Source organism: Serinicoccus kebangsaanensis (assembly GCF_008919445.1).
GTDB classification, from domain to species: domain Bacteria; phylum Actinomycetota; class Actinomycetes; order Actinomycetales; family Dermatophilaceae; genus Ornithinicoccus; species Ornithinicoccus kebangsaanensis.
This window is the reverse complement of the sequence record NZ_VSLG01000016.1, coordinates 1-22869: the sequence shown is the minus strand read 5'-3', so window position 1 is coordinate 22869 and position 22869 is coordinate 1. Positions and strand designations below refer to the sequence as shown.

General features: G+C 71.2%; 18 protein-coding genes and 2 pseudogenes. 17 read left to right on the top strand and 3 right to left on the bottom strand.

What is annotated here, in order from left to right:
- Window position 1: 1 nt before the first annotated feature.
- The 12 genes from FXF60_RS14325 (at window position 2) to FXF60_RS14270 (ending at window position 12269) form a co-directional block, all read left to right on the top strand.
- Window positions 2–1576: a cobyric acid synthase gene (locus FXF60_RS14325; protein ID WP_151526657.1), complete on the top strand. Its 1575-nt coding sequence runs from the start codon at window positions 2–4 to the stop codon at window positions 1574–1576.
- On the top strand, window positions 1570–2238 hold the full coding sequence (locus tag FXF60_RS14320) for an adenosylcobinamide amidohydrolase (RefSeq protein ID WP_151526656.1): 669 nt from the start codon (window positions 1570–1572) through the stop codon (window positions 2236–2238). Before FXF60_RS14325 ends, FXF60_RS14320 begins: the two co-directional genes overlap by 7 nt.
- A complete protein-coding gene (locus FXF60_RS14315; protein ID WP_151526655.1) occupies window positions 2235–3185 on the top strand; it encodes a CobD/CbiB family cobalamin biosynthesis protein in 951 nt (316 codons plus the stop codon). The genes FXF60_RS14320 and FXF60_RS14315 overlap by 4 nt, the downstream gene beginning before the upstream one ends.
- Window positions 3182–3703: a bifunctional adenosylcobinamide kinase/adenosylcobinamide-phosphate guanylyltransferase gene (cobU, locus tag FXF60_RS14310; RefSeq protein WP_151526654.1), complete on the top strand. Its 522-nt coding sequence runs from the start codon at window positions 3182–3184 to the stop codon at window positions 3701–3703. Before FXF60_RS14315 ends, cobU begins: the two co-directional genes overlap by 4 nt.
- A gap of 6 nt (window positions 3704–3709) precedes the next feature.
- On the top strand, window positions 3710–4792 hold the full coding sequence (gene cobT / locus FXF60_RS14305) for a nicotinate-nucleotide--dimethylbenzimidazole phosphoribosyltransferase (RefSeq protein ID WP_151526653.1): 1083 nt from the start codon (window positions 3710–3712) through the stop codon (window positions 4790–4792).
- An 8-nt stretch (window positions 4793–4800) separates the two neighbouring features.
- A complete protein-coding gene (cobS, locus tag FXF60_RS14300; RefSeq protein ID WP_151526652.1) occupies window positions 4801–5550 on the top strand; it encodes an adenosylcobinamide-GDP ribazoletransferase in 750 nt (249 codons plus the stop codon).
- Window positions 5551–5577: 27 nt separating this feature from the next.
- On the top strand, window positions 5578–6444 hold the full coding sequence (locus FXF60_RS14295; RefSeq protein WP_151526651.1) for a GNAT family N-acetyltransferase: 867 nt from the start codon (window positions 5578–5580) through the stop codon (window positions 6442–6444).
- 5 nt (window positions 6445–6449) lie between these two features.
- A complete protein-coding gene (locus tag FXF60_RS14290) occupies window positions 6450–7370 on the top strand; it encodes a phosphodiesterase (protein WP_151526650.1) in 921 nt (306 codons plus the stop codon).
- Window positions 7371–7383: 13 nt separating this feature from the next.
- The gene (locus FXF60_RS14285; RefSeq protein WP_151526649.1) at window positions 7384–8346 is read left to right on the top strand and encodes an aminoglycoside phosphotransferase family protein; all 963 of its coding nucleotides are present in this window, start codon (window positions 7384–7386) and stop codon (window positions 8344–8346) included.
- A 94-nt stretch (window positions 8347–8440) separates the two neighbouring features.
- Complete coding sequence (locus FXF60_RS14280) at window positions 8441–9319, top strand: aldo/keto reductase (protein ID WP_151526648.1); 879 nt, start codon at window positions 8441–8443, stop codon at window positions 9317–9319.
- Window positions 9320–9361: 42 nt separating this feature from the next.
- Window positions 9362–11626: a hypothetical protein gene (locus FXF60_RS14275; RefSeq protein ID WP_151526647.1), complete on the top strand. Its 2265-nt coding sequence runs from the start codon at window positions 9362–9364 to the stop codon at window positions 11624–11626.
- Window positions 11619–12269: a GNAT family N-acetyltransferase gene (locus FXF60_RS14270; RefSeq protein WP_192796759.1), complete on the top strand. Its 651-nt coding sequence runs from the start codon at window positions 11619–11621 to the stop codon at window positions 12267–12269. The genes FXF60_RS14275 and FXF60_RS14270 overlap by 8 nt, the downstream gene beginning before the upstream one ends.
- 128 nt (window positions 12270–12397) lie before the next feature.
- Here FXF60_RS14270 and FXF60_RS14265 read toward each other — a convergent pair whose 3' ends face one another.
- Window positions 12398–13870 (bottom strand): HNH endonuclease signature motif containing protein, encoded by a 1473-nt coding sequence (locus FXF60_RS14265; RefSeq protein WP_192796758.1) that lies wholly within the window; start codon window positions 13868–13870, stop codon window positions 12398–12400.
- Between the two features lie 241 nt (window positions 13871–14111).
- Window positions 14112–15482 carry a cryptochrome/photolyase family protein gene (locus tag FXF60_RS14260; RefSeq protein WP_151526644.1) on the bottom strand — a complete coding sequence of 457 codons (1371 nt, stop codon included), beginning with the start codon at window positions 15480–15482 and terminating at the stop codon, window positions 14112–14114.
- A gap of 106 nt (window positions 15483–15588) precedes the next feature.
- Between FXF60_RS14260 and ald the strand changes: the two genes are divergently transcribed.
- Window positions 15589–16704: an alanine dehydrogenase gene (gene ald, locus FXF60_RS14255; RefSeq protein WP_151526643.1), complete on the top strand. Its 1116-nt coding sequence runs from the start codon at window positions 15589–15591 to the stop codon at window positions 16702–16704.
- A 2238-nt stretch (window positions 16705–18942) separates the two neighbouring features.
- Here the strand turns inward: ald and FXF60_RS14250 are convergent.
- A complete protein-coding gene (locus FXF60_RS14250; protein ID WP_151526642.1) occupies window positions 18943–19782 on the bottom strand; it encodes a serine/threonine-protein kinase in 840 nt (279 codons plus the stop codon).
- A gap of 242 nt (window positions 19783–20024) precedes the next feature.
- Between FXF60_RS14250 and FXF60_RS14245 the strand changes: the two are divergent.
- The 4 genes and pseudogenes from FXF60_RS14245 to FXF60_RS14230 all read left to right on the top strand — a co-directional run.
- Window positions 20025–20336: pseudogene (locus FXF60_RS14245) on the top strand (transposase); the annotation flags it as partial.
- A gap of 210 nt (window positions 20337–20546) precedes the next feature.
- Window positions 20547–21590: an IS110 family RNA-guided transposase gene (locus FXF60_RS14240; RefSeq protein ID WP_151526641.1), complete on the top strand. Its 1044-nt coding sequence runs from the start codon at window positions 20547–20549 to the stop codon at window positions 21588–21590.
- 28 nt (window positions 21591–21618) lie between these two features.
- Window positions 21619–22578: pseudogene (locus FXF60_RS14235) on the top strand (IS3 family transposase); the annotation flags it as partial.
- Window positions 22579–22682: 104 nt separating this feature from the next.
- Window positions 22683–22869, top strand: a 187-nt coding sequence (locus tag FXF60_RS14230) for a helix-turn-helix domain-containing protein (RefSeq protein WP_151526639.1), incomplete at its 3' end; no start/stop codon positions are given.

Below are 22869 nucleotides of genomic sequence, written 5' to 3'. Positions count from 1 at the left end.
GATGGGTGCCCTGCTCGTCGCGGGTGCCACCAGCGGTGCCGGCAAGTCGACGCTCACGTCGGCCCTGTGCCGCGCCCTCGCCCGCCGCGGCGTCGACGTGGCACCGTTCAAGGCGCAGAACATGTCCAACCACAGTGCGGTCACCGCGGACGGTGGCGAGATCGGGCGGGCGCAGGCGATGCAGGCACTGGCCTCCGGCCTCGACACCGACCGGCGGATGGGCCCGCTCCTGCTCAAACCGTCCGGCATGCGCTCGCACGTCGTGGTCCTCGGCGAGGAGGTCGCGGTCGACGACGCCGTCAGCTACGGGGACCGGGCGCGGTCGTTGCGGCCGGTGGTGCTCGACGCCCTGACCTCGCTGCGGCGGGAGCACGCGGTCGTCGTGGCCGAGGGCGCCGGCGGGGCCGCGGAGCCCAACCTGCTGGACCGGGACGTGGTCAACCTGCCCCTGGCCGACGCGGCAGGTATGCCCGCCGTCCTGGTCGTCGACATCGACCGGGGCGGCGCGTTCGCGGCGGCCTACGGCACCTGGGCGCTGCTGCCGGAGCGGCTGCGGCGACGGCTGCGGGGTGTCGTCCTCAACGGCATGCGCGGTGAGGTCTCCCTGCTGCGACCCGCGATCGACGACCTCGAGGCACGCACGGGCATACCCGTCCTCGGCGTGCTGCCGCACCTGGGCGAGCACCTCATGCTGGGCGTCGAGGACTCGCTGGACCTGCGCGCGGCGGGGCGACCCCGCGCCGTGGGTGCGGCGGGTGGTGACCGGCCGGTGCGGGTGGCGGTGGTGTCCCTGCCGCACCTGTCCAACCCGTCCGACCTGGACCCGCTCGTGCTGGAGCCCTCGGTCGAGCTGAGGTGGGCGTCGCGGCCCGGGGACCTGCACGACGCCGACCTCGTCGTGCTCCCGGGCACCCGCGCCACGGTCGGTGACCTGGCCTGGCTGCGGGAGCGTGGGCTGGCCGAGGCGATCACGGGGCTGGCCGCTGATCAGGCCGGACCGCACGTCCTCGGGCTGTGCGGTGGATACCAGATGCTCGGGTCCCGCGTCGAGGACGACGCGGTGGAGGCGCAGGCCCCGGCGAGCGTGCCCGGTCTCGACCTGCTGCCGGTCTCCACCCGGTTCGAGCGGCCGAAGGTCGTGCGCCGCGCGACCGGACGGGCCCGCGTCGGTGACGCGACGCTGCCGGTGGGCGGCTACCAGATCCACCTGGGCCGGGTGCACCTCGACGCGGGGGCCGAGCCGTGGCTGGACCTGGCCAGCGCCGACGGCCAGCCCGCCGCTGCTGGCGGGGGCAGCGGTCAGGGCGGACCCGAGGGCTGCCTGGGGGCTGACGGCCGGGTCCGCGGCACCTCCGTGCACGGACTCCTCGACGCCGACGAGCTCCGGCACGCCTACCTCGGCGTGGTCGCGGAGCACCGTGGGCGTGATTTCCAGTCCTCGACGCTGCCCTACGCCCGGGCGCTGGACGCCCACCTGGATCACCTCGCGGACTGGGTCGAGGCGCACCTGGACGTGCCGGTGGTGCTGGCGCTGGCCGGCACCGCCGCGGCACCCGGAACGGGTCCCGGATGGTGACCTTCACCGCGGACAAGGAGGCCCGCGCGCTCGTCTGGACGCTGCCCGAGGGCTGGGTGGGGCTCAGCTCGGCGTCCGTCGGGGGCGGGCTGATCCGCCCCCGCTGGGTCGTCAACCTCGACGTCGGCGACGACTTCACCCGCACCGACCTGGACGCGTATGCCTCCGCCCGCGCCGCCGGGCTCCGCCTGTCCGGGCCGGGCACGACGCTGCTGACCGCGGCCGACGTGACGCAGGTCGAGAGGTCCGAGGACGCCGGGACTCGGGTCTGGGCGACGGTCGGTGTCACCAAGCCCACCTGGGCGGTGCCGCCGCACGACGTGTCGTTGCCCGAGGATGCCGGTCCGGGCGTCGACCGCCCCGGGACCATCAACATCGTGGTCGTCGTGCCGGTGCCGCTGTCCGGCTCGGCCCTGGTGCAGGCGGTCGGGACGGTCACCGAGGCCAAGGCCCAGGCCCTGGTGGAGGCCGGCGTGCCCGGCACCGGCACCGCCAGCGACGCCGTCGTCGTGCTGTGCCCGGAGCAGGGCGCGGAGCCGGAGATCTTCGCCGGGGTCCGGTCCCGGTGGGGTCGGCGGATCGCCACGGCGACGCACGCCTGCGTCGCGGCCGGGCTGGCGGCCCGGCCCTGGGGGTCGGACGCGGCCGGGGTCCGCTGGTGAGCAGGGCGGGGCGACGGGCGCTCGGCGTCGCGGGCGGCCTGCTGCTCGACCGCGCGCTCGGCGAACCGCCGGACGCCTGGCACCCGGTGGCGTGGTTCGGCACCGCGATGGGCCGGGTCGAGCGGGAGACCTATGCCGACAGCCGGGTGGCCGGCACCCGCTACGCCCTGGCCGGCGTCGGGCTCGGCGCGCTCGCCGGCGCGATGACCGGGAGAGCCGGTGCCGCCGGGCTGGCCCTCGCCGTCGGTGTCGCGAGCGCGGGACGGATGCTGCGGCATACCTCCCGAGACATCGAGGACCTGCTGCGCGCCGGCGACCTGGCCGGCGCGCGCGAGCGGCTGCCCTGGCTGGTCGGGCGCGACCCGAGCGGGCTGGACGGGTCCGGGGTCGCGGCCGCCGTCGTCGAGTCGCTCGCGGAGAACACCGTCGACGCCGTCGTGGCGCCGACCTTCTGGGGTCTGGTCGTGGGTGCCCCGGGGGTGCTCGTCCACCGGGCGGTCAACACGATGGACGCCATGGTGGGTCACCGCAGCGCCAGGTATGCCCACTTCGGCACCGCCGCCGCCCGGCTCGACGACGTCATGGCCTGGGTCCCCGCCCGCCTGTTCGCCGGGCTCGTCGCCCTGGATGCGACCGCTGCACGCCTCGGAGGGGGTCATGTGCTGAGCACCGTGCGGCGGGACGCGCCCGCGCACCCCTCCCCCAACGCGGGCGTCGCCGAGGCGGCGGTGGCCGGGGTGCTGGGCGTCGGGCTCGGTGGGCCGCTGCGGTATGCCGGGCGCCGGGAGGAGCGCCCCCGCCTGGGAGAGGGCCCGCGCCCGACCCCGGACGACATCGCGCGGGCGCGCCGGCTCGTGGACCGGGTGGAGACGGTGCTCGTGGCGGTGTGCATGGCAGGGTGGGTCCTCGACACCCTGGTCCGGCACCGACGGAGGAACGCTGCATGAGCCTCACCCTGCTCACGGGCGGCGCGCGCAGCGGCAAGTCCGACCTGGCGGTGCGGCGGGCGGGCCGCGGCGGGCGACCGGTCACCTTCGTCGCCACCGGCGAGGCCCGCGACGCCGAGATGACCCGGCGGATCGCCGACCACCGCGCCGAGCGCCCGCAGGCGTGGGAGACGGTCGAGGCGCCGGTCGAGCTGGTCGACGCCTGCCGGCAGATCCCGCCCGGGAGGACGGTCGTCATCGACTGCCTCGCGCTGTGGGTCTCCAACCTGATGGAGCACGGCGACGACGAGGCGACCACCGTGGGCCGGGCCGCCGACCTCGCGACCTGGGCGGCGGCATACCAGGGATCGGTCGTCGTGGTGACCAACGAGGTGGGGCTGGGCATCGTCCCCATGCACCCTGTCTCCCGCGACTACCGTGACCGGTTGGGCCGGGTCAACGCGACGGTCTCCCGCACCGCCGACCTGGCTCAGCTCGTCGTCGCCGGACGTACCCTGACCCTCGACCCCAAGGACTGAGGACACATGCCGGAGGACAACAGCGCGCGGGCGGTCGTGGACCGAACCCTCGCCGCCGTCCAGGGCCTGGACCACGAGAGCTCGGCCGCCGTGGCCCATCGCTTCGACGGCAAGGTGAAGCCGTTGCACAGCCTGGGCCGCCTCGAGGGGCTGGCCGCGCGGGTCGCCGGCATCCAGGGCACCGCCGAGCCACGCATGGAGGCGCCGACGGTCCTGGTCTGCGCGGCCGACCACGGGATCGCCCGGTCCGGGGTGAGCGCCTATCCGCAGGAGGTCACCGGGCAGATGCTGACCGCCTTCGCCGGCGGCCGGGCGGCGGTGTCCGTGCTCGCGCGGCAGGCTCAGGCGCGGCTGGTCGTCGCGGACCTCGGCGTGGTCGACCCACCCACGATCGACGGCGGGCAGACCCCGGTCCTGGACCGGCGCATCCGGGCCGGGACGGACAACAGCGCCGAGGGCCCGGCGATGAGCGTGGCCGAGGCGGAGGCTGCCGTCGCCGCCGGGATCGGCCTCGCGGAGGACCTCATACGAGATGGGGTCGACCTCATCGCGCTCGGCGAGATGGGGATCGGCAGCACGACGACGGCCAGCGTGCTCACCTCCGCGATCCTCGACCGCGACCCGGCCCGCGTGGTCGGGGCCGGCACCGGCGTGGCCGGGGAGGCCCTCGCGCACAAGGTCGAGATGGTGGACGCGGTCCTGGCCCGCCACGCCGACGTCGAGGACCCGTGGGAGGTGCTGGCCGCGATGGGCGGGCTGGAGATCGCGGCGCTCACCGGGGTGGCGCTGGCCTGCGCCGCGCACCGGGTGCCGGCCCTGCTGGACGGCTTCATCAGCACCGCCGGGGCACTCATGGCCTGGCGGCTCGAGCCGCGGGTCGCGGACGCCATGATCGTCTCGCACCGCTCCACCGAGCCGGGCCACAGCATGCAGCTGGACGAGCTGGGCCTGACGCCGCTGCTGGACCTCGAGATGCACCTCGGCGAGGGCAGCGGCGCCGCCCTGGCCATCCCGGTCGTCCGCTCCAGCCTCGCCCTGCTCCGGGAGATGGGCGAGCTGGCGGACCTGGGCGTGGCGGACGGCGTCTGAGCCGGGCCATGCTCGCCGGGCTCCGCGACGCCACGACCTTCCTCACCAGGCTGCCGCTGCCCGCGCGGGAGGGCTTCGACCTGGCCCGCGCCGCCTGGGCGCTGCCGGTCGTCGGCGCCGTGGTGGGTGCGGCGACCGGGCTCACCGCGTGGGCCGGCGTCTTCCTGCTCCCGCCCCTGGTCGCCGCGACGCTCGCGGTGCTCGTCGAGGTGCTCCTCACCGGTGCGCTGCACCTGGACGGTCTGGCCGACTGCGCCGACGGGTGCGGCGGGCGCGACCGGGAGAGCCGGCTGGCAATCATGAAGGACCACGCGACCGGCGTCTACGGCGCGACCGCGGTGGTGCTCGCCCTGCTGCTGCACGTCGCAGCCCTGGGTGGGCTCCTCGCCGTGCTCGACGGCTGGCAGCTGGTCGTGCTGACCGCCGCCGCGGGCGCGGTGTCGCGGACCGTCGTGCCGGTGCTCGCCCACGCGCTGCCGTATGCCCGCGCCGCCGGCACCGCCGGCGCGTTCGTCGCCGGGTTGACCGGTCGGCGCGTAGTCGCCGCGGTGGCCTCCGGCGCGGTGGCGGCGCTGGTGGCCGCACTGCTGCTCGGACCCGGCACGGGGATCGCGCTGGTCGCCGCCGGTGCCCTGGCCGTCCTGTCCGTGGGGTGGTGGTCGCGCCGGACCCTGGGTGGCGTCACCGGCGACGTCCTCGGCGCCGCCGCCGAGGTCACCCGGCTGGCCTGCCTCGTCGCGGTCCTCGCCACCCTCTGACCGACGATACGCGCCTAGAGTCGGGGCGTGCACACCGCGACCGGCCTGACCGCCCTCGAGCTCAGCTGCGACCTGCTGCGTCGGGTCCGGCGGGAGGATCCACGCGCCGGCGTCTGGGAGGCGGCCGACCTGCAGTGGTGGTGGCGGGCGCCGCGAGCGACGGACCACCTCGAGCAGGCCTTCCTGACGGATGCCCACGGGCCGGTGGCGACGGCGCGGCTGACCGCGTGGAGGTCGCACTGGGCGCTGGACGTCATCCGCACCGCAGGAGCCGGGACGGGCTGGCGAGAGCTCGCCGAGGAGGCGGTGCAGCGTGCGCTCGACCACGACGTCGCCGCGGTGGAGGCGTGGGTCCCACCCGGTGACCTGGAGGTCGTCGACTGGTTGGTCGGGCGTGGCTTCGTCGCCGGTGACTCGGACACGACCGGGTGGCTGCGCGCGCAGGACCGCCCCCGTGTCCCGACCCTGCCCGAGGGATTTGCCCTCACCGACCGCCTGGCCCGCCCCGACGGGCCGCACCCACTGGAGCAGCGCAACGGGACGGACGTGGAGCACCGGCTGGCACAGGTCGACACCTACGACCCGCGGCTGGACCTCGCCGTCCTGTCCCCGGACGGGACGATCGCCGGGTATGCCGTGCTCTGGCACGACCCGCACACCCTCGTGGGTCTGGTCGAGCCGGTGCGCGTCGAGGACGATCACTCCGGGCGGGGTGTGGCCTACGCGATGATCGCCGAGGGTCTGGACCGGCTCGCTGCCTGCGGGTCGCGGGAGCTCAAGATCAGCTGGGAGACCGAGCGCGCGGGAGAGCTCTACACCCGCCTCGGCTTCACCGGTGCCGAGACGACCATGTGCTACCGGTGGGCGGGCCCCCGCTCGGTCGGCCTAGATTGAGGGCCGTGAGCACACCCCAGTTCGGCCAGCATCCGCCCCCGCTGCGCACGCTCGCCCACGTCAGCGACACCCACCTGCTGGCCGACGGGGCGCTGCAGTTCGGCGCGATCGACACGACCGCCCGGCTCCGCGCGGCGCTGGAGCGGCTCACCCGGCTGGACCCGGCGCCGGACGCGATCGTGGTCACCGGCGACCTCGCCGACCTGGGCGAGCCAGGGGCATACCAGCAGCTGCGCGAGCTCGTCGACCCGCTCGCCGTCGACCTCGGCGCCCAGGTCGTCTGGGTGATGGGCAACCACGACGAGCGGCCGGCCTACGCCGCGGGGCTGTTCGGCGAGCAGGTGACGCAGGAGCAGCCGCAGGACCGGGTCCACGACGTGCGCGGCCTCCGGGTCGTGTCCCTCGACACGACGGTGCCGGGCTACCACCACGGTGAGCTGCGCGAGGAGCAGTTGGAGTGGCTCGCGGACGTCCTCGCGACGCCGGCCGAGCACGGCACGGTCCTCGCCCTGCACCACCCGCCGATCCCGGTGCCCATGGTGCCCGCGGCGGCCATCATCGAGCTCCTGGACCAGGACGGGCTGGCCGGCGTGCTCGAGGGGTCCGACGTCGTCAGCATCCTGGGTGGGCACTTCCACTTCTCGTCGCACTCGACCTTCGCAGGGATCCCGGTGTCGGTCGCCGCAGCCACCTGCTACCTGGAGGACCCGGCGCCGCTGGGCCGCTTCACCTCTGCGGTCGACGCGCACCAGTCGGTCAACGTGGTGCACGTGTATGCCGACCGCGTCGTCCACTCGATCGTCCCCGTGGCGCAGGAGCCCGAGGTCGCGGGGCACCCGGCCGCGGTCGTGGACCAGCTGGCCGCGCTCAGCCCGCAGGAGCGCCGGGAGCTGGTCTCCCGCAAGGACTCCGCGCTCGACGACTGACCGCCCCTCACCGATGACCGACCTCGTCCCCGGCACCTTCACCGAGCTGCTGCTGGACCGCCCGGCCGACGCGGTCCTCGGCGCGCTGCCCCGGGCCGCCGGGAGGCCCACTCCGGTGGACGGGGCGACCTGGCTGCGCCGCCTACCGGGCTTGGTGGACGACCTGCTGGGCGGGTGGCGGCTCACGGTCGACGGCCCCAGCCGGCACGGGGAGTGCGCCCTGGTGGTGCCGGTGCGCCGGCACACCGGCGAGCCCGCGGCCCTCAAGGTCACCTGGCCGCACACGGAGGCGCGGCACGAGCACCTCGCCCTCCGGGCGTGGGACGGCCAGGGCGCCGTGCGACTGCTGGCCGCCGAGCCGACCTCCTCGGCGCTGCTGCTGGAGCGCCTCGACGCCGACCGCTGCCTGCGCGACCAGCCGCTGCTCGAGGCCTGCGAGGTGATCGGGCGGCTGATGACCGAGCTCGACCGGCCGGCGACACCCCAGCTCGACACGGTCGAGGACCGCGCGCAGCGGTGGGCCGGCCAGCTCGCCGAGGGCTCGACCCTCGTGCCCCGCCGCCTGACCGAGCAGGCGACCTCCACGCTGGCCGGGCTGCTCGGGGACGCGCCCGACCCCCGCCTGGTCCACGAGGACCTGCACGACCTCAACGTGCTCGCCCCGCTCCCCGGCACGACGGACCGCGGCGACTGGCTCGCGATCGACCCCAAGCCGCTCGCGGCGGAGTGGGCGTATGCCGTCGCCCCCGTGGTCTGGAACCGCGCCGAGGAGGCAGCGCGGGCGAGCAACCTGCGCACCCACGCCCGGCTGCGGGCCGACGTCGTCGCCGACGCCGCCGGGCTGGACGAGGACCGGGTGCGGGCCTGGACCTTCGTCCGGCTGGTGCTCAACTCCGTGTGGGCAGCGCCCCATGCACCCGCCTCCGACGACTTCCGGGCGCGGATGATCGCCCTGGCCAAGGCCTTCGCGGACTGAGCGACGCCGTCACGAGACGCACCTGGTCAGCGTCGCAGCAAAGGCCTGGGTGGCTGACTGAGCGGTCGCCCGGTCACCGGCATACGCTCGAGGGATGCAGACACGCACTCTCGGCAACCCCACCGTCGGCGAGCACCAGGTCGGTGCGATCGGCCTGGGCCTGATGACCTTCGACCAGAGCGGGGAGCAGCCCCGCGAGCAGCTCCTCGACACCGTGCGCGCCGCCCTGGACGCGGGGGTGACGCTCTTCGACACCGCGGACGCCTACGGCCCGGGCGACAAGGGTGCCGGCGCCCAGGGGGAGAACGAGCGCCTCATCGCCTCGTTGCTGGACGAGCTCGGCGCCCGCGACCAGGTCCTGCTCGCCACCAAGGGCGGGCACGTGCGCACAGACGGCGGCGCGTGGGACACCGACAGCAGCCACGACTACCTCCTGTCCACGGTGGACGCCAGCCTCGACCGGCTCGGCGTCGAGCAGATCGCCCTGTGGCAGCACCACCGGCCCGACCCGGAGACCCCGGACGAGCAGGTCTTCGCCACGCTCAAGGAGATCGCCGACTCCGGCAAGGTGGCGATGATCGGCCTGTCCAACGCCGACCCGGCCCAGATCAGGGCCGCGCACGCCGTCCTCGGGGACTCGCTCGTGAGCGTGCAGAACCAGTTCAGCCCGAAGTTCCGCAGCAGCCAGGCCGAGATCGAGGTCTGCACCGAGCTGGGTCTGGCCTTCCTGCCCTGGTCCCCCCTCGGCGGCCTGAACGACGCCAAGCAGCTCGCGGAGAACCACCCGGCCTTCGCCGAGATCGCCCAGCAGCGGGGGGTCAGCCCGCAGCAGGTGGCCCTGGCGTGGGAGCTGGCGCAGTCGCCGGTCGTCATCCCCATCCCCGGGGCCAAGCGGCCCCAGTCGGTCACCGACTCCGCGGCCGCCGCCGAGCTGCGGCTGAGCGAGGAGGAGCTGGCCCTCCTCGACGGCTGACGGGCGCCGGCCGCTCCACGCGTTGCCGCTAGGCTGCCCGTCGTGGACGCAGCCGTGAGCGTTGACTGGTCACGGGTGGCCAGCGAGTTCCACCGCGACCGGGACGTCATCGCCACCCGCCGGGCGATCCATGCCTCCACCGTCGACCTCGCCGACTTCACGCGTGCCGTCGAGGGTCTCGTCGGCGGCCCCGAGCGCGACCTGGAGGCCGTGACCGCGGCGGTGCGGTCGCTGTGGGAGCAGGCCTCGGGCCAGCCCGGCGCCACCTTCCTGCTGGCCTTCTCGCTCTACGCCGAGGTGCAGCACGGGTGGGAGCTGAGCGCCGACACCGACAACATGCTCGTGCTCATCCGGGCCGTGCAGCGGACCTGGGCGTCGGCGCGGCACGACGTGGGCGACCCCGAGGAGCGGGCTCACGTCGACCTGCTCGTCCAGCACCTGGGCGACCTGGACGCCGCCTTCCAGATGGAGAACGGCCTCAACTGCTCGTGCGCGGTCGAGACGATCGCCGCGGCCGCGCAGGTCGCGGACGGCTCGGTCGACGTGCTGGCGGCGCTGGACTCGCAGGCCCGCGCCTGGGGCGCCCAGACCGAGGTGCTGCGGCAGGTGCTGGAGGCGCACCGGATCTACTTCGACGGGGTGCGGCTGTCCGCCCAGACCATCCTGGAGCACGTCGTGGGCGAGATCGACGTGCGTGAGGTGGAGGAGCGCGCCGTCTCGCTGCAGCACTCGCTGATGGACGAGCGGCTCGCCGCGGACGTCTACCAGAGCGAGCTGCGCGCCCACGTGATGGCGCTCACCGCGCTCGCGCGGCGGCTGCGCGCGACGCCGCTGCCCGGGCTGACCTTCCCCGACCTCACGGTGACGTATGTCGTGCCGTTCACCGCGCGCGGCACCACCGACAACCTGGCGCAGGAGAGCGAGAGGCTTGTGCAGGCGGTCCGGGAGCGCGGGCAGCGGCTGATCGGCAGCGGACCCCTGGCGCCGGTGCAGGTCCACGACCTGGAGCTGAGCGACATCTGGAGCCACGGCCGCGACGAGGTCTTCAGCGAGGAGCGGCTGGAGCCCACGGCATACCGTGTCGTGGCCGCCGTCCTCCCCGACCTGTGGATCGCGCCCCGCTCCCCCGAGCTGCCGCGCCTGGGCCCCTACCGGGTCGAGATCCGTTTCTCCTCCTTCGGCAACCACCACGTGCGGGTCAGGGGGCCGGTCCAACCACCGGACGACACCCGCACCCCGGGCTACCACGACCTCAACCAGGCGCTGCGCCGCGGCTCCGGCTTCATGGGGGCCGAGGACGTCCTCGTCGACGGGTGCGACACCGCCTACGAGTCCGTCGGGCAGCTGGCCGCGGCCGCGGTGGCGATGGTGTCCGACTGGGACGTGCCGCTGGGCGTGGACCGGCTCCGCTGCCACGTCGACCCGGGGATCGACACCCACGCGATCATCACCATGCCCGAGGCCTTCGTCCGCGCGGCGGACGGCGAGAGCGACGTCGACGCCACCGGCACCCAGATCCTCGAGGCGGTCGGCCCGCTGCTGCTCATCCCGGTCGAACGCACCGCCGCCGGCCTGGAGGAGTGGTTGCGCTACGACGACCCCGGCCCGGACGCCGAGGTGCCCAACTTCCTCGGCCGGCTCGCGCCGCTGCAGTCGTTGGCCGTCCAGACCGCGCGCAGCACCTGCCTCTACACCCCCGGCCTCCCCGACTGGTCGCTGCTCGGGACCGGGGAGCTCATCGAGTTCGTCGTGTCCTCCCGCGCGCTCATCCGACAGTGGAACGGGCACGTGCAGGAGGCGGTGGAGGGGGCCACCAAGATGCTGCGGAGGCGGCTCTCCGGCGAGGTGCTCAAGACCGACGAGGTGCGGCTGCTGCGGCTGCGGCTGGCCGACCACGGTGCGCTCATCCGGCAGCAGCGGGCGCTCCTGCACTCCGAGGAGCTGGCCCGGTCACCGGGGCACCGGCACATCCTGGACAACCTGCTGCACACCAGCGGCGCGGCGCGGCTCGAGGCCGAGCTGGACACGAGTATCGCCGAGCTGGACGAGCTCTACACCCAGCTGGGCGACGACGCGGCGGCGGTGGAGGAGGCACGCACCGCGTCCTACCAGAACGTCGTCGGGCTGGTCCTCTACGTCCTCGCGCTGTTCTCCCTCGCCGACCTCTTCGGCTTCCTCAACGACTCGCTCTTCGCCGAGGGCACGCCCGCGGTCGTGGTCGGGGTCGAGCTGGTCGCCTATGCTCTGGCCATCGTCGGGTTGGCGGTATGGGGCATCGTCGGGTATCGCAGGAGCGTCCGTGGTTGATCTGGTCGAGGGCAGCTCGCAGCCGGTGCAGGTCTGGCGGGACTGCTACGACCAGGTCCTGGCGCCCTCCTTCCCCGCCGACGAGCTGGTCGGTGAGCAGGACTTCGTCGCGGCCCGCGAGCGGCCGACCAGCCGGGTGCTCTTCGCCCTGGACGCCGGGGCACCGGTCGGGCTGTCGATGGTGGACTCGGCGGCGGTCGACGCCCCGGTCGCCCTGCTGTCCTACCTCGCCACGCACCCCACCCGTCGCGCCCGCGGGGTGGGGTCGATGCTGATGCAGCAGGTGCGGGCGCACGAGCCGATGCTGCTCATCGAGATCGAGGACCCGCGAGAGCACGGTGAGCGCGGCTTCGGCGACCCGTGGCGACGCGTCGAGTTCTACCGCCGCCACGGGGTCCGCGCCCTGCAGGTGCCCTACTTCCAGCCGCCCGTGGCACCGGGTCACCCGCGGGTCGACGGCATGCTGCTCGGCCTGCTCACCCCCGGGCCGGTGCCGGACACGGTGGACGCCGGGCCGGTCCGCGACTACCTCGTGGACTACCTGCGCAGCTCCGGCGAGGACCTGGAGCAGCCGCCGGCCAGCACGTTGCTCGCCGCGCTCACCGGGTCGATGGTGCGGGTCGTCGACCTGCCCGCAGCCTGACGCCGCTCGCTCACCTGGCGATCCACCGAGGCGGTCGACTCGGGCCGACGTCGGTGAGCCTGGCTGGTGAGCATGCCTGAGGCACGCCTGCAGGCCGGCCCGTCGGGGCCGGCTGTGGAGCGTGGTTGTCACAGGTGCCAGGTCACCGTGCCGCCACGGATCGTGGCGCTCAGATCGTGCTGGTGGACGTGCGTGTGATGTCGCCCGCACAGCAGAGCCAGGTTCGTCAGGTCCGTCTCACCACCGCGGGCCCAGTGCTCCACGTGATGGGAGTCGCACCACTGCGGGGGCGCACTGCATCCGGGGAAGGTGCAACCGCCATCACGCACGGCCAACGCCTTCCATTGCGCTGGTGTCGCGAACCTCGAGGTCTTTCCCAGCATCAACGGCACCCCATGGGGAGAGACCCACACCGGCGTCACATCTCCCGCGCAGGCGTGCTGCGCCGCCGCACGTGGCGGGACGAAGTCACCGTTGGTCGTGAATGCGGGACCGCCGCCGGGCCCGCCCGTGGTCGGATCGAACGGGATCAGCAGCATCACCGTGGACCGGGCTTGCGATGGCCCGGCCCCTGGGTTCGAGACGCCCCGGTTGATCACCGTCGTCAACGCGTCGAAGCGGCGCTGACCGGGCGAGCGCAGGTCGGGCTCGGTGATCTGACCGTGCGCGTCCTTCACCGGCGCAGGCGCCGCCAAGGCCGACGTCAGGACCCCGGAGATCGTCGCTGCCTCGCCAGCCGGCGCATCGATCGTGAACCGCGTCAGCCCTCGCCCGACCTTCCGGCTCGTCACCGATCTCAACTCGTGCGCGGCCCTGTCCCGCGCACCCGGCGTCTTCTCCTCCAGCAGGTCCTCGATCAGCCGCCGGCATACCCTCGACAGATCCCGGTCCGACAGGTCCTTGCGAGCCGCCGCCCGGACGGCGATGCCGGTGTAGTCCTCCACCTGATCCACCTCCAACGACGACCGCAGCCGGCTCATCGTCCGCGCCACCAACGCGGCGCGGTGGATCGGAACCCTGCCGGCCGCAACCGCGTCCCCGATCGCGGCCATCGCCGGGTCACCGGCGGCCGTGACAATGGCGGTCATCTGGGTGGCGTCCTGGACCGACATCCATGGGCACCGCACCCGCAACCAGTCCACCAAGGACAGCGACAAAGCCGTGTGCAGACCTCGCGATGCCGCCTCCCGCGCGAGGATGAAGCTCACTGCGCCCAGCTGCGTTGTCAACTCCCCGACCGCCTCGACCGCGCCCACCAGTCCCTCATCCAGGACGGTGACCGCCTCGTCCGCAGTCAACGACGACCGCGCCAGCCCGCGCCTGGCTCCCGTCAGCCCCTCCTGCAGCTCCTGCGCAGGAAGGTCATGGCCACTACCGTCCAGGGCAGCGGCGACATCGTCCATCAACTCCCGGTACGCGGCGGCATCCATCGCCTCGGTCTCATCGAACCCGGCCCACGCGTCGTCCCCGTCGAACGGCACCACGACCGGCGCCGCCTCGGCCACAGGATCCCCGCTACCATCCGCGACCGCGCGCAACTGCGCCACCGCCGTCTTGCTCTCCCACGGCCGCGGCCCGGCAGCGGCATTGGCAGCGGCCACCCACGGGTCTGCCCCTGCCTGCTCGCCACCACTCGTCCCGCCCATGGACACACTCCACCACCTGCCACCGACAGACCCGCTGACCTGCAACGATGTCGCCCGACCCAGGCATACCCGACCCGCGCCGACGAGGCTCGAACGATGGCGGCTGGGACCCTCCCCTCGACCCCGCGGCCCAACCATCACGGCGAGGACTCGCTCGTGGTGCCGGTCCTGCGGCATTCCGGCGAGGCGCCCGACCTCACCCGCCCCGGGCCGAGTCATACCGCGCCAGCGCCTCCTTGCGCTCCTCGGCGTGGTCGACGATCGGCTTGGGGTAGTCGTGGTCGTAGCCGTCGTCCTGGTTCCACGGCTGGTGCGCGGCCTTGCCCTCCAGGTGCCGCAGCTCGGGCACCCAGCGGCGGACGTAGTCGCCCGTCGGGTCGAACTTCTCCCCCTGCGTCACCGGATTGAAGACGCGGAAGTAGGGCGAGGCGTCGGTGCCGGTCCCGGCGACCCACTGCCACCCGTGGTTGTTGGAGGCGATGTCGCCGTCGACCAGCCGGTCGAGGAACCAGCGGGCACCGACCGGCCACCACACGTGCAGGTCCTTGGTGAGGAAGCTGGCGGTGATCATCCGCACCCGGTTGTGCATCCACCCGACCTCGAGCAGCTGCCGCATGCCGGCGTCGACGACGGGATATCCGGTGCGGCCCTGCTTCCACGCCTCGATCGCGTCCGTCGGCTCGTCGTAGCGCATGCCGGGGAGGGCGTCGCGCAGGTCCTCCCACGCGCTCTTCGGCGCCTGGAAGAGCACGTCGGCGTAGAACTCGCGCCAGGCGATCTCCTGCTCGAAGGTCTGCGCGCCCTGGGACCGCTTGGAGGAGAGGTCGGCGAGGATCGTCCGGGGGTGGATGGCGCCGATCTTGAGGTAGGGCGAGAGCCGGCTGGTGCCGTCGAGCGCCGGCTTGTCGCGGTCGCCGTCGTAGTCGTCCAGCGCCTCGTCGCGGAAGTCGCGCCACCGCTGCAGCGCCGCCTTCTCCCCCGCGTCGGGGAGGGTGGGCAGGTCGTCCTCGCGCAGCGCCTTGTCGAGCATGTCCAGGGCCTTCTGGTGGCTGTCGACCTCGACCAGGTCCAGGGACCGGGGGTATGCCGCCGGCTCGGGCCAGCCGTGGTCGTGCCAGGCCCGGTGGAACGGGGTGAACACCTTGTAGGGGTCCCCCGAGCCGTTGCGCACCAGCCCGGGACCCACGGCATACGGCGTCCCGGTCTCGACCCAGTCGATGTCCTTGTCCTTGAGCGCCTGCGCGACCCGCTCGTCCCGGCGTCGACCGGCGGGGGTGACCTCGCGGGTCACGTGCACCGAAGTGGCCTCGACCTCCTTGGCGACGGCGGGCACGACCTTCTCCGGGTCGCCGTGCCGGATCACCAGGTGGCCGTCGAAGTCCTCCGTCGCGGCGTGCAGGCTCGCGGCGAGCCAGGCGCGGCGGACCGGGCCGCCGCGCTCCCACAGGTGCGGGTCGAGGACGAAGAGCGCGCAGACGCTGCCGTCCTCGGAGGCCTCGCGCGCCGCCAGCAGGGCCGGGTGGTCGCCGCGGCGCAGGTCGCGCCGCAGCCAGAGCAGGGCGGTCATCGGGTGCGTCCGGAGAGGTCCATGAGGCGACAGTAGGTGCCGTGGCGGGACGCGGCGACCTGAGGGAGGGGTGTTGTGCGTCGAGCAGGGACGGCATAGTGGGGCCATGAAGATCGCCGTGCCGACCGAGGTCAAGAACAACGAGTTCCGCGTGGCCATCACCCCTGTCGGGGTGCACGAGCTGGTGCGGCGGGGGCACGAGGTCTTCGTGCAGCAGGGGGCGGGGATCGGCTCGTCGATCAGCGACGAGGAGTATGTCGCGCAGGGCGCGACCATCGTCGACGGGCCGGACGCCACCTGGGCGGCCGGCGAGATGGTGCTCAAGGTCAAGGAGCCGATCGAGAGCGAGTATGCCTATCTCCGGGAGGACCTGACCCTCTTCACCTACCTGCACCTCGCGGCGGACGAGCCGCTGACGCGACGGCTGATCGAGGCACGCACGACGGCAATCGCCTACGAGACGGTGCAGCTGCCGAGCGGGATGCTGCCGCTGCTCTATCCGATGTCCGAGGTCGCCGGGTGCTTGGCTCCGCAGGTGGGGGCGCACACGATGATGAAGGCGCAGGGTGGTCGTGGCGTGCTCATGGGCGGCATCGGTGGCGTCGCGAACGCCAAGGTGCTGGTGCTCGGCGGTGGGGTCGCGGGGCAGAACGCCGCCAACATCGCGCTCGGCATGGGTGCCGACGTCACCATCCTGGACACCGACCTGGACAAGCTGCGCACCCTCTTCTGGCGGTTCGACAACCAGGTCAAGCAGCTGGCCTCCAACAACCTCACCATCACCGAGCTGGTGCCGGAGGCCGACATGGTCATCGGCACGGTGCTCATCCCCGGCGCGAAGGCACCGAAGCTGGTGACCGACGACATGGTGGCCACGATGAAGCCGGGGTCGGTGCTCGTCGACGTCGCGATCGACCAGGGTGGCTGCTTCGAGGGCTCCCGCCCCACCACGCACGCCGACCCGACCTTCCCCGTGCACAACTCGCTCTACTACTGCGTCGCCAACATGCCCGGCGCCGTGCCCCACACCTCGACGTGGGCGCTGACCAACGCGACCCTGCCGTATGCCGTGCAGCTCGCCGAGAAGGGCTGGCGCGCCGCGCTGACGGACAACCCGTCACTGGCACTCGGTCTGAACACGCACGCCGGGCAGCTCACCTACCCGGCGGTCGGTGACGCGTTCGGTATGCCGTCCGTCACCGTCGCGGACGTGCTCGGCTGAGTTCTCTCGCAGAGAGGCCCATGCCGGACCCGTGATCTCCCCATCGACAAATAGCCGGTAACACGGCGCTCCCCCGGCCCGAAACTCGGAGGTCCTCTCTCAGTGCTTTGGCAGTCAGGACGTCCCAGGGTCGTGACAGACCGCTCATGCCGATGAGCGGATACCGGGTTCGGCACCACAGAATAGATGTCACCTGTGCGTGCAGCAGTCCCCGTCGTCGTGGCCGTCACCTAAGAGACCCGCGCGGAGTTGTGGGAGGTTGAGCGAACCGACAACGTCTCCGGCACGAACGTGGGAGCTCCAGCCGCCCTGCGCCAACAGGAAACCCCCTGGCGCACAATGGTGCAATGTCCACGTTGCCCATGCCGACACCACCGTCACTGATCGCACTTGCGTGCACGTCAGCATGACACTGCAAGTAGTCCGCCCGAGCACGTCCCTAGGCGGTAGACGCTTCGAACCAATCGACGAGCGCTCGCTTCACCCATTCGTGCGCAAGGTCGCGACCGCCCTCCCGGGTGCGAAACACATCCTCCTCGTCCCAGAGATGCCAAGCCCGCTCGGCTTGCCTGACTTTGTCGCAGCGGTCAACTGCGGTCAATGGTTGGCCTCAAGGATGGCATCAGGAGTTCCCCCCGTCTTATCAGAGATTGATTGCACAGTCCTGTCAGTGTTGATGCCTCACAGACCCCTGTCAGTGAGGACCGTTGCGAATAGACTCGCATGGCAAACCGCGGACATCGACTCGGTTTTGTCTCGATTGACGAGATCAGGCGCGATTCAATTTACTGACGGAGGCTCCCTCGTGCGGCACCCAGCATTCAGTCCGACCGGCACACTATACGCGATCGAGGCCAAAGTAACTGGATGGCAACGCGCCATCCGGCAGGGTCGCTCCTATCGAACCTGGGCAGATAACTATATCGTGGTTATGGGGCAGTTAGGACAAACCGCTACTCTGCGCGCCCAAGAAGCACTAGAGCATGAGGGAGCGGGACTCTACCTGCCCAGTGGCTGGCTGCTGAAACCCCAACCCCGCAAGCAGAAGTTCCCTCAGCGGCTACGAGGTTTCGAACATCTGTTTGCGGCTATCGGATCAGACCCAGCCCTCGGCAGCCATGAAGGCGTCCACGCCGGCGAGTAGCGGTTGTATCCAATTGGCGTAGCCTAGGCGCGTATGAGTAATTCGCTGCACTTCGGGCCACTCCGCCCCCGCAGCGACGTAGCGCGCTCTGAGCGCCTCGACGCGATCCCGGTCTTGGAGTGGCGCGAGTTCCGAGATAACGCCAGCAAGCACTGAGGCGTGGTGCATAAAGGCCTGGCCCGGCCGTGGCCCAATTGTGCCTGGGGTCAAAGCTCGGGCCCTCTCTGGATCCTCTGATTGGAGCACCCGGTACTCGCCTTGTGCAAGCCCTCCCAGAAGCCCCGCAAGGGTGGGGCGCTGATACCAGCCTCCTCCCGGCGCATCGCCTAGGCGCTCCTCAAAGTCTTGATAGGCGCATATGCGTTGCCTCATATCCCAACCGGTGCCGAGACTTTCTGCACCGGCCGCGATCGCTGGGAGGGCGCTCAAGTCCCCGAAAGCAACTCGCACCGGCCTGTCCCTACTCAAAGCGTAGACGCTTCGCATAAGCCCGTAAATCTCGTCGGACGTGGCGCCGGGAGGCATTGCGTTATCCGAGCGGGAGACTGTCAGAAGCCAGCCGCCGGGCTCCAATTGGTCAAGAGCGCCAATATGCGCATCCAACTCGGCTCCGGACGTCCAAAATTGCTGGTCGCCCGCAATGGCAACCCATGCGCCTCCATCCTCGGTAACCGCCTCGCCCGCGAGAATGAGCGCCAACTGACTCTGCGGCGTATCCGGGTATGAAACCAAGACTGTCGGTGCCAGTCGCGGCGAGCCCAGGCCATCCTGGATATCGTAGACGCGCCTTATATGGTCTCGCTGGTGCTCAGCCGTTACTAATTCTCCACGAGTATCGCTCCAAAGAGGCCATCCGTCATAAAACCGAAAGTCCCCCGCCCTAGGCATGTTAAGGGCGTGTGTCATCGGATCGAACCAGAACTCCCCGCCAGCAGTCCGGATCGACTCAGACGTATCTATTGCTGATCGCTTGAACCCGTTTCCTTCGCGTGGCGAGGAGAAAGGCGACAACATCGCCCCTCGCGCAAAGCCTAGGCGGACCGCCTCCGCCGTCCACGAGATCAGATTGTTCCGTGCAGTGTCCTGCAGAAAGGTTACCAAAGCAACTCAGCCTCTTCCAATGCGGATCTGAGCGCTGCTCCGTTTCTGTATCGACGGGCCGGTTGCGGATGCAAGGCTCGCTCGACAACAGCAACGAAACCGGACTCTAAGTCCGGTCGTGCAGCGCTAAGTGGTATGTGGGTGGCTCCGCGCAAACGACGCATATAGTCGACGTCATCGCCCTTGTACGGGACCGGAGAGGAACCAGTGGCGGCGTAGTACACCAATGCGGCACATCCAAAGACGTCCGACGCTGCCGTTGGGGCTCCTGAGTAGCTCTGGAGGTGTTCGGGTGTCATGAATCCTGGAGTACCTGGCTGCCCGCCTACTGTAAGACCGCTTCTCAGCGTGTGCTTCGCAAAGCCAGGATCCATGACGACAAACCGATTATCGCTGAGGAGTTGTATGTTGCCCGGACTCAGGTCGCGGTGGATCACACGGTTGCGGTGAAGTTCTCCCAGCCCCGCAGAGACGTCTTTACCTAACGCCAGCAGTTCCTCGGCGCCCCAGCGCGAGCCCGCATAGCGTAGATCCTGACCATTCAGGAACTCCTCCAACCAGCACACCGCCGTCACCGGGGTCCCGATCTCCACAAAGGCTGAGGACACCTTCACGACGTTCGGGTGGTCCAAGTTGCCGAGGAGCGCAACCTCCCTTCTCGCCCGTTCCAGCGCGGCTGGGTCGGCCGCCGCGCGGAGGTCGATCAGTTTGAGGACATGCCAGTGCCCGAACGGATCGGCGACAACGTGGACTTGCTTCTGCCCCCCGTCAATGAGGGGCCGTACGACAGACACGCCGAGCAATCTGCACGCGTCTTCTAAGAGATCTGGCATGCGTGCACCTTGTCACGTCTTTGGCCTAGTCAAAAGGGGGCGTGCGGAGGACACGATGAGTTTTGAGTTCCGGTAGGCGGCCGCCCGTGATCCATCGCGGACGCGCCCGCAGTGCCACTGGCATCAAGGGAATGCCAGCTTGTCGACGGCACGTAAAAACTGACCCCCTGACCGCAGGTGAAACCTGACCCTGAACCGCCCCGGCGAGTCCGGAGACTCCGTTCCTTGGGAAGGATGGAGTCATGTCAGGAAGTACGTCGAAGAGGTACCCGGCCGAGCTGCGGGATCGCGCGGTCCGGATGGTCACCGAGATCCGGCCCGATCACGAGTCGGAGTGGGCAGCGATGAGTAGGGTCGCCGAGTTGCTCGGTGTCGGCACACCGGAAACGGTTCGGAAGTGGTACCGCCAGGCCGAGGTCGATGCCGGCCAGCGGCCCGGGATGACGACCGAGGAGTCGGCGGAGCTGAAGCGGCTCAAGCGGGAGAACGCCGAATTGAAGCGCGCCAACGCGATCCTGAAGGCGGCCACGAGTTTCTTCGTGTCAATGGCACGCTGATGGGGTCCGGTCGGGTTCGCTCCTTTTTTCGCTGCTGCGGCGGAGACCCGTCGTTGGCTGCTCGTCCGATGTGCGGCTCGGCCGGACGCCCTGGCCGTCGGGCGTGACGTGGCTTGATAGGAGCCTGCTCCGGGCTGGATTGAGGCGTGCCCGCCGCACCCGGCGACCAGGACGTCCATCCCAGTATCGACCAGGAGGTCCACCGCCATGGTGATGATCGGCACCGACTCCCACAAACGCACCCACACCTTCGTCGCCGTCGACGACGTCGGCCGACGCCTGGGCGGGTGCACGCTGCGCGCCAACACCGACGGGCACCTGCAGCTGCTGACCTGGGCGGCACAGTTCGAGGACGTCACCTTCGCCCTGGAAGACTGCCGGCACCTGACCCGCAGACTGGAGGGCGACCTCCTGCGGGCCGGCCAGCGGGTGGTGCGGGTTCCGACCCGGCTGATGGCCGGTGCGCGCCGCGGGGCGCGGACACCGGGCAAGTCCGACCCGATCGACGCCGAGGCCGTCGCTGTGGCTGCGTTGCGTCACCCAGGATTGCCGGTCGCTGAGCTCGACGGCCCCGCCCGTCAGGTCAAGCTGCTGTCCGACTACCGCCGTGACCTGGTCATGCAGCGCACCCGCGCGTGCTGCCAGCTGCGTTGGCAGCTGCACGAGCTGGACCCCGATCTGTCGCTGCCGTCCCGCAGCCTGCGTCAGGCCAACACCCGGGCCCGCGTCGAGGCCTTCCTCGACACCCGGGACGGCATCGTCGTCCGCCTGGCACGCAAGCTCCTGGTCCGGATCGCTGACCTCAGCGAGGAGATCAAGGACATCGAGAAGGAGCTCAAGATCCTGGTGGCGGACCAAGCACCGACGCTGCTGTCGCTGCCCGGCTGCGGCGTGTTCTCTGCCGCGGTCATCATCGGCGAGACTGCCGGTGTCCACCGGTTCCGGGACAAGGACGCCTTCGCCCGGTTCACCGGCACCGCGCCCGTGCCGGTGTGGTCCGGCGCCTCGGCCGGCAAAGTCCGCCTCAACCGCGGCGGCAACCGTCAGATGAACTACGCCCTGCACATGATCGCCCTCACCCAGGCGCGCGGCGTCGGACCCGGCCGGGCCTACCTGGCCAAGGCCGAAGCCCGCGGCAAGGACCGCGTCGCCGCTCTGCGACTGCTGCGTCGAAGACTCTCCGACGCCATCTACTCCGCTCTGCGCGCCGACCAGATCCCAGCCTCCGCACACATCCAGCAGGCTGCCTGAGACGCCGGCCTTGACATAGGAGCATCGCCGAACTCGACCGGCCACTGCGCTGATCGTGCGCTACATCGACGAGCACGTCGGTGAACGCCACGAGGACGCCGACGGGCAGGGTCTGCGCTGGGGTGTCGAGTCGATCTGCGCCGGGCTCACCGAGCTCGGCGTCAAGATCGCCCCTGCGACCTACTACGAACACCGCGGACGCAGACCGACCGCGCGCGAGCTGCGTGACGAAGAGCTCAAGCCCAAGATCGCGGCGGTCCATGCGTCGAACTACGGCGTCTACGGCGCCCGGAAGGTCTGGCTGACGCTGAACCGTGAACGCCCGGCCGACGCGCTGCCGATCGCGCGGTGCACCGTGGAACGGCTGATGGGCGACCTTGGGCTGGTCGGAGCGATCCGGGGGAAGGTCAAGAAGACCACGATCAGCGACCCGCGGACGGCGAAGCCGTTGGATCTGGTCGAGCGCAACTTCGCACCCCTGGCACCCGACCGTCTGTGGGTCGCGGACTTCACCTACTGCTCGACGTGGTCGGGCTGGTGCTACACCGCGTTCGTCATCGATGCCTACGCTCGACGGATCCTCGGCTGGTCGGTAGCGACCACGATGGCCAGCCAACTCGTCGTGGACGCGGTCGCGCAGGGGATCTGGGTCCGCGGCCGCGATGGCCGGGACCTGGCCGGGCTGATCGCTCATCACGATCACGGCAGCCAGTACCTCTCGGTGGCCTACTCCGAGAAGCTCGACACCGCTGGGATCAAGCCCTCAACCGGGGCAGTCGGATCGTCGTATGACAACGCCCTGGCCGAATCGATCATCAGGCTCTACAAGACCGAACTGATCAAGAAGCACCGCCCGTGGAAGGGCCTCGACGACCTCGAGCTCGCCACCGCCGAGTGGGTCGACTGGTACAACCACCGCCGCCCCCACGAGTACTGCGACGACCTCACTCCCGCCGAGGCAGAGCAGGCGCACTACGCTCACCACCAGACCCAGCGATCGCTGGAGTCTCAAACTAGAAAGTCTCCGGACTTGCCGGGGCGGTTCACCCCTGCCGAGATCCTGTCCTCGTCGACGAGGACAGGAGGAAGCGGGTGTTGAACGTGGAGGACTGGGCGAAGGTTCGCCGGTTGCACCGGTCGGAGGGCATGCCGATCAAGGCGATCGCGCGGGTGATGGGGTGCTCGAAGAACACTGTGAAGAGGGCGCTGGCTGCGTCCGGGCCTCCGGTGTACCAGCGACCGGCCAAGGGGTCGGTGGTCGACGCGGCCGAGCCCCGGA